At 76.5% G+C, this 13,811-nt stretch carries 9 protein-coding genes; 3 read left to right on the forward strand and 6 right to left on the reverse strand.

What is annotated here, in order from left to right:
• Window positions 1-1,264, reverse strand: a 1,264-nt coding sequence (locus ACFRMQ_RS26765; protein ID WP_380733195.1) for a DUF6350 family protein, incomplete at its 3' end; no start/stop codon positions are given.
• Between the two features lie 132 nt (window positions 1,265-1,396).
• Here ACFRMQ_RS26765 and ACFRMQ_RS26770 point away from each other — a divergent pair.
• Window positions 1,397-3,901, forward strand: coding sequence for a sigma factor-like helix-turn-helix DNA-binding protein (locus ACFRMQ_RS26770; protein WP_380733196.1), 2,505 nt, complete (start codon window positions 1,397-1,399; stop codon window positions 3,899-3,901).
• A gap of 57 nt (window positions 3,902-3,958) precedes the next feature.
• Here the strand turns inward: ACFRMQ_RS26770 and sucD are convergent, their stop codons facing one another.
• The 5 genes from sucD to ACFRMQ_RS26795 all read right to left on the reverse strand — a co-directional run bounded on the left by sucD (window position 3,959) and on the right by ACFRMQ_RS26795 (window position 11,025).
• Entirely contained in the window at window positions 3,959-4,849 is an 891-nt protein-coding gene (gene sucD, locus ACFRMQ_RS26775; protein WP_380700547.1) for a succinate--CoA ligase subunit alpha, read from the reverse strand.
• A gap of 18 nt (window positions 4,850-4,867) precedes the next feature.
• A complete protein-coding gene (gene sucC / locus ACFRMQ_RS26780; RefSeq protein ID WP_380733197.1) occupies window positions 4,868-6,040 on the reverse strand; it encodes an ADP-forming succinate--CoA ligase subunit beta in 1,173 nt (390 codons plus the stop codon).
• Between the two features lie 304 nt (window positions 6,041-6,344).
• Window positions 6,345-7,511: a VWA domain-containing protein gene (locus ACFRMQ_RS26785; RefSeq protein ID WP_380733198.1), complete on the reverse strand. Its 1,167-nt coding sequence runs from the start codon at window positions 7,509-7,511 to the stop codon at window positions 6,345-6,347.
• 68 nt (window positions 7,512-7,579) lie between these two features.
• Complete coding sequence (locus tag ACFRMQ_RS26790) at window positions 7,580-9,946, reverse strand: DUF5682 family protein (RefSeq protein WP_380733199.1); 2,367 nt, start codon at window positions 9,944-9,946, stop codon at window positions 7,580-7,582.
• The gene (locus tag ACFRMQ_RS26795) at window positions 9,943-11,025 is read right to left on the reverse strand and encodes an AAA family ATPase (RefSeq protein ID WP_380733200.1); all 1,083 of its coding nucleotides are present in this window, start codon (window positions 11,023-11,025) and stop codon (window positions 9,943-9,945) included. The genes ACFRMQ_RS26790 and ACFRMQ_RS26795 overlap by 4 nt, the downstream gene beginning before the upstream one ends.
• Before the next feature lie 157 nt (window positions 11,026-11,182).
• Here ACFRMQ_RS26795 and ACFRMQ_RS26800 point away from each other — a divergent pair, with 157 nt between their 5' ends.
• A complete protein-coding gene (locus ACFRMQ_RS26800; RefSeq protein WP_380733201.1) occupies window positions 11,183-12,493 on the forward strand; it encodes an SWIM zinc finger family protein in 1,311 nt (436 codons plus the stop codon).
• Between the two features lie 69 nt (window positions 12,494-12,562).
• Window positions 12,563-13,811: DUF5691 domain-containing protein (locus tag ACFRMQ_RS26805; protein ID WP_380733202.1), on the forward strand; the 1,249-nt coding region annotated here is incomplete at its 3' end.

The following is a 13,811-nucleotide window of genomic DNA, read 5'->3' on the forward strand; positions in this document are numbered from 1 at the left end:
CGCCCACGCCGTCCGCCGGGCCCAGCACGCGGTACCGCACCAGTAGCGCCCCCGGGACGGCGACCAGCGCGACCCAGCCCACCGCCGCCAGGCCCGTCCACCAGGGCACCGGCCCCACCCAGGCCAGCCGCTCCCCCGCCAGCGCCCCGCCGGAGAGCCAGCCCAGCAGCGCCGCCCCGGCCCCTACCGCCAGCGCCACCACCAGGGCGGCCACCGCCGTCGCGGCGAGCGGCCAGGGCTCGGGCCGCTCCTCGCCCCCCGCCGCCGGACGGCGCCGACCCGCCGCCGCGCGGCCCAGCAGCACCGCCGGCACCACCCCGGCCAGCAGCGGCAGAGCCGACGCCGCGAGCCGCCAGCCACCCGGCCCGTCCGCCGGCAGCAGGGCGAACAGCGGGAACTCCGGCACCGGGCCCAGCACCGTCCCGGCCGGTGACACCGTCGTCCCGAAGCCCACCGTGAAACCCGGGCCCAGCGCGTACGCCGCGCCCCACAGCACCACGTTCGGCAGCAGCGCCACCGCGAGCAGCAGCAGTCCCGACAGCGCTGCGGGCCCGCTCCCCAGCAGGGCCGTCCCGCGCCCGCCGCCGGCCACCGCGGCCAGCGCCGCCGAACAGGCCGTCAGCAGTCCGCCGGCCGCGAGCAGCCCGGCCCCGGCCGCCAGGGCGGCGGCCCGGACCACCGGAGCGCCGCCGGCCGGGCGGTACGGCGGCGGCAGACGGTCCAGCGGGGAGTCGGCCGACGCGTCGAGGACGGTGACCGAACGGGCTCCGGCCGCCGTCGCCAGGCCCGCCACCAGCGCCACCACCAGGACGTCCGGCAGCACCCGGCTGCGGAACAGCCCGCCACCCGCGCAGTGCAGCGCCACCCCGACGGCCACCACGCAGTACCCCGCCCACACCGCCACCGGACCGCCCCGGCGCGAGCGCAGCCCCGGCCGCCCCGCCGCCCCGGCACCCGCCCGGTAGAGCCGCGCCACGGCCAGCACGCCGAGCAACAGCGGAGTGACCGTCAGCGGGGCTCCCGAAGCGCCGCGCAGCACCGGCGCGCCGTGTCCGAGCAGCCACAGGATGCCCGCCAACCGGGTGACAGCGGGCGCCCCGTCGTCCGCGTACGGCGTCATCACCCAGAGCCCGAGCACCGGCGCCCCGACCGCCGCCAGGCCGACCAGCGCCGTCCGCGCCCCCGCCAACAGGTCGGCCAACGCGGGGCGTCCGCCCAATTCGCCGGTTGATTCCAGGATCGGACGGCCCATCAGCTGCGTCATGGGCCACATGGTGCCAAGGCGACTCGCCATGCTCCGTGAAGCGCCAAACCGCCGCCGTGTCCCAGATTATTGGCTTATGCGCATTTTCAGACCCTGCCCCCAAGCCGCCGGCGTCCCGGCCCGGAGCGTCTGATGACCACGCCGCCCACCGCCGACTCCCCCACCCCGGAGCGCCACCGCGGACCCGCCCGCGCCGGAACCGACGCGGGCCGCCTGCTGGAGAGACTGACTCCCCGTGAGGCCAGGGCCCTGACCCACCTCGCGGCCGGCCACTCCCTCCCCGACACCGCCGCCGCCCTCGGGATCACCCCCGCCACCGCCCGCGACGACCTCCAGCGCGCCCTGCGCAAGCTCGGCACCCGCACCGAGGCGGAGGCCCTCGCCCTCCTGGCCGGCTCGCTGCCGGGCCTCACGGGCGTCGGGCCGGCGGGCCAGGACGGCAGTACGCCGAGGAAGCGGCGCCGCGCCCGAACACGGACCGGGAAGCCCGTCCCGCCGGTCGCGGACGAACTGGTGAAGCCCGCCTGGCTGGTGCAGGCGGGCCCCGGGGCCACGGCGGCCCCGGACGAGGCCGACCGGCCGGCGCGACCGGCGCGACCGGCGCGACCGGCGCAGGGCACGGACGGTGGCGCAGTCCTCGCACCTCCGACCGACAAGCCCCGTCAGGACTCCCCCACCGCTCGCAGCGGCACGCCGTCGGCCGCCGGGCGGAGCGGCGGGCCCGAGGCCGCGCAGACGTGCGAGCCCACCGACCGGGCGGAGCGCTCCACCGCACCGCGGCCGGTGCCGGGCGGCCGGCCGACCCGGCCGTCCGGCCCGAGCCACGGGCCGGTGGCTTCCGCAGGCCCCGGCCGGGCCTCGACCACAGCGTCGGCGGGCGGAAGCGGGTCGGCGCCGGCCGGCAAGCCCGGCGGCGCTCCTGACGCCGCGCGAGCCCGGACCGGGAGCACTCCGGCCTCCGACGGCCGTCCGGCCCCGGTCCCCGGCCGCGTGCCGGCGGCTCCCCCGAGCGCGGGCGAGCCCGACCTGGACCGGCCGCACGCGTTGCCGAGCGTCGGCGCCGGGCCGGTGGCTCCCACAGGCACTGCCGCGCGCCATCGCGACGCTCCGCGCCGGGCCCGGGCCGCGCAAGGCGCAGCGGGCGGACGGCCACAGGCCCCCGAGCCCGCGGACGGTACGTCCACCGGACCCGCCCCCGTGCGAAAGGCCCGGACGGCGCGGAACCCCACCGACTCACCTGCGGCGCGCGTCCAGGAGCCGGCCGACCACGACGAGCCCACACCCACACCCACACCCACCGACTCCCCGAGCCAGGCCCAGGCCGAGCCGGACACCACCACCTCACCCCCGGCCCACGCCCACGAACCGGCCGGCCACGACGAGCCCGCACCCCCGCCGACCGACGCCGACGACACCCGGCCGGCCCCGGCGGAAGGCGCGGCCACCGCCCCCGCGCGGAAGGCCCCGGCAGCGCCGGACACCACCGCCTCGCCCGGTGGCCCCGGGCGGGTGGCCCTGGCCGCCGCAGCGCCGTCGGAGGCGGACGACGACCTCGACGCGGAGCCCCCCGTGGTGACCTTCGAGGAGCTCTACGAGGCGGCGCACACCCGGCTGGTGCAGCAGGTGTTCCTGCTGACCGCCTGCCGTCACCGCGCGGTGCACTGCGTGCGGCGGGCGTTCGGCGGGGCGCGGCGGAGTTGGGAGGCGGTGGCCGCCACCGGGAACCCCGAGGGCTGGGTGCGGGTGCGCGCCTGCGAGCTGGCGTTGTCCCCGTGGCACCGGGGCGGGCCCCGGCGGGCGGACTCCTGGGCGCTGCCGCACCGGCGGATCAAGGTGCGCCCGGCCGACGAGGCCCAGGCGGTGCTGCCGGACCACGACCGTCTGACCGACCGGGACCGGGCTCTGCTCCAGGCGCTCAAGCGGCTGTCCCGGCCGCAGCGCCGGGCGCTGGTGCTGCACGACGGGCTGGGGATGCCGGCCGAGGCGGTCGCGGTGGAGGTGGAGGCCACGCTGACGGCGGCCGAGGGGCGGGTGTGGACCGCCCGGGCGGCGCTGGCTCAGTGGGTGCCGGAGCTGGTCGGACCGGACCCGGCGGCGCCGGGCTTCGCGGACGGGCTGAGCGAGCTGCTGCACCGGGCGGCGGTGCGCGGGTGCCCGGAGCCGCACCGGACGCCGGTGGCGGTGCTGCGGGCCCGGCACGGGCTGCGGTCGGCGAGCCGGACGGGCGCGGCGGCGCTGCTGACGGTGACGGTGGCCGGGGCGGTCCTGGCGACCCTGGCGGGGCTTCGCCCGGCGGACCTGTTCCGCCCGCCGGCCCCGCCGGCGCCCACGCTGTGCCTGCCCGCGACGCCGCCCGCCGGGCCGCCTCCCGTCGCACCGCCCCCCGTCGGGATGGACGCGGCGGAGGCGGCGCAACCGGCCGCGCCGATGCTGCCCGGCGGGCCGCCGAGCGGCGTCACCAGCATCTGGTGCAGCCCGGCGCCGGGCCTGGAGGCCGTCCTGGTGGAGCCGCACCCGCAGGCGGCCTCGCGCTGGGGGCTGCCGCCCGCGGCCCGGGGCGCCGCGCCGCCGCAGTCCCCGGCGGCCTGCCCGCGCTGGATGCCCAGGCCGTGCGGCGCGGACCCGAAGGCGCGCTGAAACGGCGAGCGCCCCCGCCCGGAAGGGACGGGGGCGCTCGTCACGCGCGGTGCGGGATCAGGCCTGGGCGGCGATGATCTCGCGGGCCAGGCGGGCGGTCTCGGACGGCGTCTTGCCGACCTTGACACCGGCGGCCTCAAGGGCCTCCTTCTTCGCCTGGGCGGTGCCCGAGGAGCCGGAGACGATGGCGCCGGCGTGGCCCATGGTCTTGCCCTCGGGGGCGGTGAAGCCCGCGACGTAGCCGACGACCGGCTTGGTCACGTGCTCGGCGATGAACGCCGCGGCACGCTCCTCGGCGTCGCCACCGATCTCACCGATCATGACGATGAGCTCGGTCTCCGGGTCCTCCTGGAAGGCCTTGAGAGCGTCGATGTGGGTGGTGCCGATGACCGGGTCGCCACCGATGCCGACGGCCGAGGTGAAGCCGATGTCCCGCAGCTCGTACATGAGCTGGTAGGTCAGGGTGCCGGACTTCGAGACCAGACCGATCTTGCCGGAGCTGGTGATGTCGGCCGGGATGATGCCGGCGTTCGACTGTCCGGGGCTGATCAGGCCGGGGCAGTTCGGGCCGATGATGCGGGTCTTGTTGCCCTTGGCACCGGCGTGCGCCCAGAAGGCGGCGGTGTCGTGCACCGGGACGCCCTCGGTGATGACGATGGCGAGGCCGATCTCGGCGTCGATGGCCTCGATCGCGGCGGCCTTGGTGAACGCCGGCGGGACGAAGAGGACGGTGACGTCGGCACCGGTCTTCTCCATCGCCTCGGCGACCGTCCCGAAGACCGGGATCTCGGTGCCGTCGACGTCGACCGTGGTACCGGCCTTGCGCGGGTTGACACCGCCGACGATCTGGGTGCCGGAGGCGAGCATGCGGCGGGTGTGCTTCATGCCCTCGGCGCCGGTCATGCCCTGGACGATGACCTTGCTGTCCTTGGTAAGGAAGATAGCCATGGTGTTAAGTCCCCTTCCTTACTTGTTGGCCAGCTCGGCGGCGCGGTCAGCGGCGCCGTCCATGGTGTCCACGCGCTGCACCAGCGGGTGGTTGGCGTCGTCGAGGATCTTGCGACCCAGCTCCGCGTTGTTGCCGTCCAGGCGGACGACCAGCGGCTTGGTGACGGCCTCGCCCTTGCTCTCCAGGAGCGCGAGGGCCTGCACGATGCCGTTGGCGACCGCGTCACAGGCGGTGATGCCGCCGAAGACGTTGACGAAGACCGACTTGACGTCGGAGTCGCCCAGGATGATCTCCAGGCCGTCGGCCATGACCTGAGCGGACGCGCCGCCACCGATGTCGAGGAAGTTGGCGGGCTTGACGCCGCCGTGCTTCTCACCGGCGTAGGCGACCACGTCGAGGGTGCTCATGACGAGGCCCGCGCCGTTGCCGATGATGCCGACCTGGCCCTCGAGCTTGACGTAGTTCAGGCCCTTGGCCTTGGCGGCCGCCTCGAGCGGGTTGGCCGCGGCCTTGTCCTCGAGCGCCTCGTGCTCCGGCTGGCGGAACTCGGCGTTGTCGTCCAGGGAGACCTTGCCGTCGAGCGCGATGATCTTGCCGTCACCGGACTTGATCAGCGGGTTGACCTCGACGAGGAGGGCGTCCTCCTTGATGAAGACGGTCCACAGCTTCTGGAGGACGTCGGCGACCTGGTCGGCGACCTCGGCCGGGAACTTCGCCGCGGCGACGATCTCGGCGGCCTTCTCCGGGGTGCAGCCCTCGTTGGCGTCGACCGGGATCTTGGCGAGCGCGTCGGGGTTCTGCTCGGCGACGACCTCGATCTCCACGCCGCCCTCGACGCTGGCCATGGCCAGGAAGGTGCGGTTGGTGCGGTCCAGCAGGAACGAGACGTAGTACTCGTCCTTGATGTCCGCGGTCTGGGCCAGCATCACCTTGTGAACGGTGTGGCCCTTGATGTCCATGCCGAGGATCGCATCGGCCTTGGCGACGGCGTCGGCCGGGTCGGCGGCGAGCTTGACGCCACCGGCCTTGCCGCGGCCGCCCACCTTCACCTGAGCCTTGACGACGGCGCGGCCGCCGAAGCGCTCCGCGATGGCGGCAGCGTCTGCGGCGGTCTCGATGACATCGCCGTCAAGCACGGGCACGCCGTGCTTGGCGAAGAGGTCCCTCGCCTGGTACTCGAACAGGTCCACGTGTTTGTCCTTGTTCGTGGTCGCGGATTGTGTCTCTACGAGCGTGCCACGGCAGGATCTTCGCTGCGGGTCGTCGGGGCTGGTGCGGGTACGCAGAGGTACGGCCTTGCGGCCCACCCAGCCACGGGCGCACACGTCAATCAACACGCGCGTCACGTCCGTCTGGCAGGTTATCCCCGTGGGGTGGGCCTGTTCCGCCCCGGGGCCCGCCCGTCTTGGGTGAGAACCATCACAGAAAGCCCGGAGCGGTGGGCCGGGCGCCCCGTCCGCCGATCGCGCGGATTAGCGCGTCCGGGTGAATCCGTCACGCTCCTCGCCCGGGGAGCGGGATCGGGCGCTTCTCGATGGCCGCCGCCATGATCTCCGGGAAGGCGTCCGGGGTGCAGGCGAAGGCGGGCGCGCCGAGCGAGGCCAGGGCCGCGGCGTGGGCGTGGTCGTACGCCGGCGCACCTTCGTCGGAGAGCGCGAGCAGGGCGATGAACCCGACGCCCGCGGCCTTCATCGCGGCGACCCGCTTGAGCATGCCGTCCCGGACGCCGCCCTCGTACAGGTCGCTGATCAGGACGACGATCGTCTCGGAGGGGCGGGTGATCCTCGACTGGCAGTAGGCGAGCGCGCGGTTGATGTCGGTGCCGCCGCCGAGCCGGGTGGCGAACAGCACGTCGACCGGGTCGGTGAGTTGTTCGGTGAGGTCGACCACCGAGGTGTCGAAGACGACCAGCCGGGTGTCCAGGGTGCGCATCGAGGAGAGCACCGCGCCGAAGACCGCGGAGTGGACGACCGAGGGCGCCATCGAGCCGGACTGGTCGACGCAGAGGATGACGTCCTTCCTCACGGCGCGCCGTGCGCGGGCGTGGCCGACCAGCCGCTCGGGGACGACGGTGCCGTGCTCGGGCAGGTAGTTCTTCAGGTTGGCCCGGATGGTGCGGTCCCAGTCGATGTCGCGGTGGCGCGGACGGTCGACCCTGGCGCTGCGGTCGAGCGCCCCGCCGAGGGCGGCCCGGGTGCGGTCGGCGAGCCGGCGTTCCAGGTCGGCGACCACCTTGCCGACCACCGCCCGGGCGGTCTCCCGGGTGGTCTCGGGCAGGGCGTGCTTGAGCGAGAGCAGGGTGCCGACCAGGTGCACGTCCGGTTCGACGGCCTCCAGCATCTCCGGCTCCAGCAGCAGCCGTTCCAGGCCCAGCCGGCTGATCGCGTCCTGCTGCATCAGCTGGACGACGGTGGACGGGAAGTACTCGCGGATGTCGCCCAGCCAGCGGGCCACCTGCGGGGCCGAGCCGCCCAGCCCGGCGCCGCGGCGGCCACCGCGGCCCGCCCGGGCTCCCTCCTCGGAGGCGCCGCGGTAGAGCGCGGCGAGGGCGCCGTCCATCGCGGCGTCCCGGCCGCGCGGGGTGAGGCCGGTCCGGTCGGCCTCGCCGCCGAGCACCAGCCGCCAGCGGCGCAGCCGTTCGTCGGTCGTAGGCGCTGCCATCTCGTCCTCCTTCAGCGGGTCCTGCGGTGGTGGAGCAGGGGTCGGGTACGGCGGGGGCCGGGCGGGCTTCAGGTGTCGCGGCCGGCGGCCTGCCGGGGGATCGTCGGACGGACGCCGAGCAGCAGGGCCAGCACGGGGACGGCGGCGTCGGCGCGGGCCCGGTCCAGTTCACCCACCGAGGCCCGGGACGCCGGGGCCTCGGCGAGCGGGCCGGCCGCGACCCGGCCGCCGATGGTGGAGCGCACGCCCGCCTCCAACCCGGCGAAGGTGCGGCGCAGCAGCGGCAGGACGTCGGTGAAGGCCTCGTCGCTCACCCCGGTCAGCCACTCGTCCAGCAAGGCGAGCAGCCGGGGGTCGTGCAGCAGCAGGGCGCCGCCGCCGGCCAGGAAGCCCTCGACCCAACCAGCCGCGTCCGCCGGGGAGTTGGCGACGGAGAGCACCAGCCGTAGCCGTCGGCCGGCATCCTCGGAGCCGAGCCGGCCGTCGTCCAGCAGCAGCCGGACCGCCCGGCCGCGCAGCAGCCCGGGGGCGCCGGTGGCCGGTCCGCCGGCCGGCTCGCGGCGGGCCAGCGAGCGCAGGGCGGCGGCCCAGCGGTCGGCCAGGCCGTCGGAGTCATCGGAGTCATCGGGGACATCGGAGCCCTCGGAGCCGGGCTCGGAACCGGCCACCGGTCCGGCGGGCCCGGCGGCGGCGCCGGCCAGCAGGCCGATCGCGCCGTGCACCTCGTCGAGGCGGACGCGCATCGCCGCCGCGCCCTGCGCGTCCAGGCCGACGCAGGCCGGCGGCAGCCCCACGCAGATCCGCTCCGCCAGGCCGGAGGCCGCCTCCGCGAGCGCGCCGTGGTCGGTGCCGCGCACGTCGCCGTAGCGCAGCGCGCGGACCAGCGCGGGCAGCGCTCCCGCGAGGTGCGCGACATCGGTGTCCAGGGCCGCGCAGTCGGCGAGCACCCGCATCACGGCGGGCAGCGCGCCCGACAGCCCGGCCAGCAGGCAGGTCTCCACCAGGCCGGTCAGCTCGGCGAGTTCCTCGGCGGCGCGGGCGGTGCCGACGGCCTTGTTGGCCGCCGCCTCCTCGACCGTGGTGCCCCACTGGGCGGCCTCGGCGATCCGGACCGCGAACTCGGGCTGCCAGCACAGCCGCCAGCTCTCCCGGAAGGTCCCGGTCGAGTTCACCGAGGAGCGCGCGGGCACGCCCCAGTCCACGCCCAGCAGCCGCAGCCGGTGCAGCAGCCGGGAGCGGGCCGCGTCGTTCTCCTTGCGCAGGTCGAGGTCGACGTCCTTCGGCGCGGCCTCGGGCTTGAGCCGCAGCGAGCGCTGCCACCTGGTCAGGTCGCGCCGCAGCGGCACCGCCGGCGCGGCGTCCGGGACCTCACCGAGCCGGTCGCCGATCACCAGGCGGTCCCGGACCAGCTCCAGGGCGACGTCCGAGCCCTCGCAGAGCACCGCGCGGGCGGCGTCCAGGGTCTCGGTCAGACCGGCGAGCGGGCGGCCGCGCAGCGCGGCCAGGGTCTCGGCGAGCCGGACCGCCTCGATCACGTGCGCGGAGGAGACCGGGTGGTCCTCGGCGCGCAGCAGCTCGGCGGCCCGGGTGAGCCAGCGCGGCACCGGGTCGCCGTCGGTGGTGAACAGGTGGTGGTACCAGCCGGGCGACGGCACGCCCGCGCCGTACCCCGTGACCCGGGAGAGCCGGCGGTGCGTCCACGGCACCCAGGTGATGTCCGTGCGCACCTTCTTCGGCAGTCCGGCGAGCAACGCCCGGTCGTGGGCGTCGGTGGGCATCCGCTCCAGCGCGGGGACGTGGAAGGCTCCGCAGACCACGGCGATCCGGCCGTACCCGGCGCGGCGGGCGGCGCGGATCCGCCGGCGCATGTACGCCTCGCGCAGCCGGTCCCGGCGGGACTCGCCGAGGCCTTCGGCGCGCAGGGCGCCCATCGCCTCGGCGACGGCGGCGAACGGCGCCAGCGGGTCGGTGCCGGGCGCGCGGTGCTCGACCACGTCCTCCCACCAGCGTTCCGGGTCGTCGTGCCCGGCGGCCTCGGCGAGCAGCGCCAGCGGGTCCGCGACCGGCTCGTCCGGTTCCTCCTCGCCCTCCTCCTCGGTGGCGGTTCCGGGCGCGAGGCCGTACCCGGCGGGCAGGTCGATGAAGCGGACCGGCAGGTCGTGCTCCACGGCGTGCCGGATCGCCACCCACTCCGGGGAGAACTCGGCGTACGGCCAGAAGGCGGCCTTCGCCGGGTCGTCCACCGCGTGGGCGAGCAGGGCCACCGGCGGGACGAGGTCCTTCCCGGCGGCCAGGTGGACGATGTCGTCGGCCTCCGGCGGGCCCTCGATCAGCACCGCGTCCGGCCGCCACCGGGCCAGCGCCGCGGCCACCGCCCGGGCCGAGCCGGGGCCGTGGTGGCGGATGCCCAGCAGGGCGACCTCGGTGGCCGTCATGCCGCCACCTCGCGGGCGGCCCGGTAGAAGTCCTTCCAGCCGTCGCGCTCGCGCACCACCCCTTCGACGTACTCGCGCCAGACCGCCCGGTCCGCCACCGGGTCGCGGACGACCGCGCCGAGGATGCCGGCCGTCACGTCCCCGGCGCGCAGCACTCCGTCGCCGAAGTGGGCGGCCAGGGCGAGTCCGTTGGTCACCACCGAGATCGCCTCGGCGGTGGAGAGGGTGCCGCTCGGGGTCTTGACCTTCGTCCGGCCGTCCACCGTGACCCCGGCCCGCAGCTCGCGGAAGACGGTGACCACCCGCCTGATCTCCTCGGCGCCGCCCGGCAGTTCGGGCAGGTCCAGGGAGCGGCCGAGCTGGTTGACCCGGCGGGTGACGATGTCGACCTCCTCGTCCAGCGAGCCCGGCAGCGGCAGCACCACGGTGTTGAAGCGGCGGCGCAGCGCGCTGGACAGCTCGTTGACGCCGCGGTCGCGGTCGTTGGCGGTGGCGATCACGTTGAAGCCGCGCACCGCCTGCGTCTCGGCGCCCAACTCCGGTATCGGGAGCGTCTTCTCGGACAGGATGGTGATCAGGCTGTCCTGGACGTCGGCCGGGATGCGGGTGAGCTCCTCGACCCGGGCGATCGTGCCGTCGGCCATCGCCCGCATCAGCGGCGAGGGCACCAGGGCGTCCCGGCTGGGGCCGTGGGTGAGCAGCCGGGCGTAGTTCCAGCCGTACCGGACGGCCTCCTCGGGAGTGCCGGCGGTGCCCTGCACCAGCCGCGTGGAGTCACCGCTGATCGCCGCGGCCAGGTGCTCGGACACCCAGGTCTTCGCGGTGCCCGGCACGCCGAGCAGCAGCAGCGCGCGGTCCGTCGCCAGGGTCGTCACGGCGACCTCGACGACCCGGCGCGGGCCGATGTACTTGGGGGTGATCCGGGTGCCGTCCGGCAGCTCGCCGCCGAGCAGGTAGGTGGCCACGGCCCACGGCGAGAGCCTCCAGCGCGCCGGGCGCGGGCGGTCGTCCAGCGCCGCCAGCGCGGCCAGTTCACCGGCGAAGGCGTCCTCGGCGTGCTGCCGCAGAACGTCGGTCATCTCGGGCTCCTTCGGGTCGGCCACCGGGCGCACGGGTGCCCCTGCGGCAGGGTGGGGGAGCCGGCGTCCCGGCCTGTGGGACCACCCTGCACCGGGGCACTGACAACGCCGGACGGACGGTCGGCCACTGTCGGTGCCACCGCCTACGGTCGGTCGCATGGAGGAACGCTGGAGCATCGAACACGTCCTGTCCCTGGCCCCTGACGCCGCGTCGCGCAAGGCGGCGGGCAGCCTCTCCTCGTCCGCGCCGTGGTCCGGCACCGGCACCGACGGCGCCGCGGTCTGGGGCGAGTGCGAGGGCAGCGGCAGCACCCCGTACCGCACCGCGATCGAACTCGCCACGCCCGCCTACCTGTGCAACTGCCCCGGCCGGAAGTTCCCGTGCAAGCACGCGCTCGGGCTCCTCCTGCTGTGGAGCGGCTCCGCCGAGGACGTCCCGGTCGGCCGGCCCGCCGACTGGGCGGCGAAGTGGCTCGACGCCCGCGAAGAACGCGCCGAGGAGCGCGCCGAGAAGCGCGCAGGGAAGCGCGCGAAGGCCCCGGTGAATCCGGAGACCGCCCGCCGCCGGGCCGCCCGGGTCGCGGCCGGCGCGGCCGAGCTGCGGCTGCGCCTCGCCGACCGGGTCCGGCACGGTCTGGCCGACCAGTCCACGGCCGGCCCCTGGGAGGAGGTCGCCGCCCGGATGGTCGACGCCCAGGCCTCCGGACTTGCCACCCGGGTCAGGGAGTTGGACACCGTTCCACAGGAGCGGCTGCTGGCGGAGTACGCGATGCTGCACCTGCTCGCCACCGCCGCCACCCGGGTCGACGAGCTGCCGGACGGGCTGGCCGCCACCGTCCGCGCCCGGGTCGGCTACACCCTGGACACCGCCGAGGTGCTGGCCGGGCCAACGGTGCGGGACCGCTGGCTGGTGCTCGGCTCCCGCGACACTTCGGACGAACGGCTCACCACCCGCCGGGTCTGGCTGCGCGGCGCCAAGACCGGCCGCCCGGCCCTGCTGCTCTCCTTCGGCCGCCCCGGCCAGTCCCCCGACCTCGCCCTGCCCACCGGCCGGGTGCTGGAGGCCGAACTGGCCTTCCACCCCGGCGCCCACCCGCTGCGGGCCGCGGTCGGCACCCGGTACGGCGCCCCCGAGCCCGGCCCGGCCGGCCCGCCCGCCGGGCTCACCGTCGCCGAGGCGGTGGCCGACTACGGCAGCGCCGTGGCGGACGACCCGTGGCTGGACAGCCGGCCGACCGTGCTCACCGACGTCGTCCCGGTCCGCGCCCCGGACGGCTGGTACCTGACGGACGGCCACCACACCGTGCCGGTCCGCACCTCGTCCGTCCCGGAGCCGGCCCTGTGGCGGCTGGCCGCGGTCTCCACCGGCCGCCCGCTGACCGTCTTCGGCGAGTACGGCCATCAGGGCTTCGCCCCGGTCACCGCCTGGGCCGCGGACCGGCCCCCGGTCGGCCTCACCAGCCCGTAGGGCCCGCCTCGTTCGTCCGTCATCACCGGGCCCGCCCGAACCCCCGAGACACGCCCAGGAGCACCGAGAATGACGATCGCCCAGGACCCGTGGGAGAGCCTGCGGACCAGCGCCCTGCTCGGCACCGACCGCCGCCCGCTCCCGGCCACCGCCCTGCCGCTCGCCGACGCCGTGGACCAGGGCGACCCGGCCACCGCGCTGCTGGAGCTGGCCGCGCTGGCCACCGTCCGCCGCCGGGCCGGCGCGCTGCCCGTCCCGGCCTCCGGAGCACCCGGGCCGCCCGCCCCCGAGGACACCCGCCCGGAGCTGCCCGAGCCGGCCGCCCGCCGGCTGACCGTCCTGCTCTCGGGGCGGACGGGCGGCAGCGGCGGCACCCTGGCCAACCTGGCCGAGCTGCTGCCGCAGTGGCTCGCCACCGCCCGGGCCCGGGGCCTGCGCCCGCCCGCCGCGCTGGTCCCCGGCCTGCTCGACGCCGCCCGCGCCCGCAGCGAACTGCGCCCCGACGCCGTGGCGTTGGCCGGTCCGCTGGGCCGCTGGCTGGCCGAGCTGAACCCCGACTGGCGGTTCGTGCTGCGCACCGCCACCACCCCCGACGCACCGGAGTGGCCCGCCGACGACCGGCTCTGGCACGAGGGCCTGTTCGCCGAGCGGGTCACCCACCTGACCCAGCTGCGCCGCCGCGATCCGGCGGCCGGCCTGGAGCTGCTGCGCGGCACCTGGTCCACCGAGCGCGCCGAGGACCGCCTGCTCTTCCTGGACGCCCTCCAGGACGGCCTCTCCCCCGCCGACGAACCGTTCCTGGAGTCCGCCCTCGGCGACCGCAGCAAGAACGTCCGGGCCACCGCCGCCGAGCTGCTCTCCACCCTGCCGGGCTCCGCGCTGGCCCACCGGATGGCCGAGCGGGCGCGGGTCGCCGTCCGCCTCGCCGACGCCGGCACCCACCTGCTGGTCACCCCGCCCGCCGAGTGCGACGCCCGGATGCAGCGCGACGGGATCGCCCCCAAGTCCCCCACCGGGCGCGGTGAACGGGCCTGGTGGTTCGGCGAGGTGGTGGCCGCCGCGCCGCTGTCGGCCTGGTCGCGGAGCACCGGGCTGACGCCCGAGCGGCTGCTCGCCCTGCGGGTCGGCGACAGCATCGACGAGACCAGCAGCAGCTGGGCCGACGACCTGCGGGAGGCCTGGGCGCGGGCCGCCGTCCGCCAGCACGACGCCGACTGGGCCCGGGCGCTGCTCGGCCCGGCCCCGCTCCCGCCGGACCACTGGTCGTTCGCCATCGAGCTGGTGCCGGACCTGGAGAAGAAGGGAGGCGGGGTCACCG

This window comes from Kitasatospora sp. NPDC056783, from assembly GCF_042789895.1.
Taxonomy (GTDB): Bacteria; Actinomycetota; Actinomycetes; order Streptomycetales; family Streptomycetaceae; genus Kitasatospora.

Coding starts and splice junctions, on each gene's coding strand:
- ACFRMQ_RS26770 (WP_380733196.1), top strand. CDS start 1,397: ATGACCACGCCGCCCACCGCCGACTCCCCCACCCCGGAGCGCCACCGC.
- sucD (WP_380700547.1), bottom strand. CDS start 4,849: ATGGCTATCTTCCTTACCAAGGACAGCAAGGTCATCGTCCAGGGCATG.
- ACFRMQ_RS26785 (WP_380733198.1), bottom strand. CDS start 7,511: ATGGCAGCGCCTACGACCGACGAACGGCTGCGCCGCTGGCGGCTGGTG.
- ACFRMQ_RS26790 (WP_380733199.1), bottom strand. CDS start 9,946: ATGACGGCCACCGAGGTCGCCCTGCTGGGCATCCGCCACCACGGCCCC.
- ACFRMQ_RS26795 (WP_380733200.1), bottom strand. CDS start 11,025: ATGACCGACGTTCTGCGGCAGCACGCCGAGGACGCCTTCGCCGGTGAA.
- ACFRMQ_RS26800 (WP_380733201.1), top strand. CDS start 11,183: ATGGAGGAACGCTGGAGCATCGAACACGTCCTGTCCCTGGCCCCTGAC.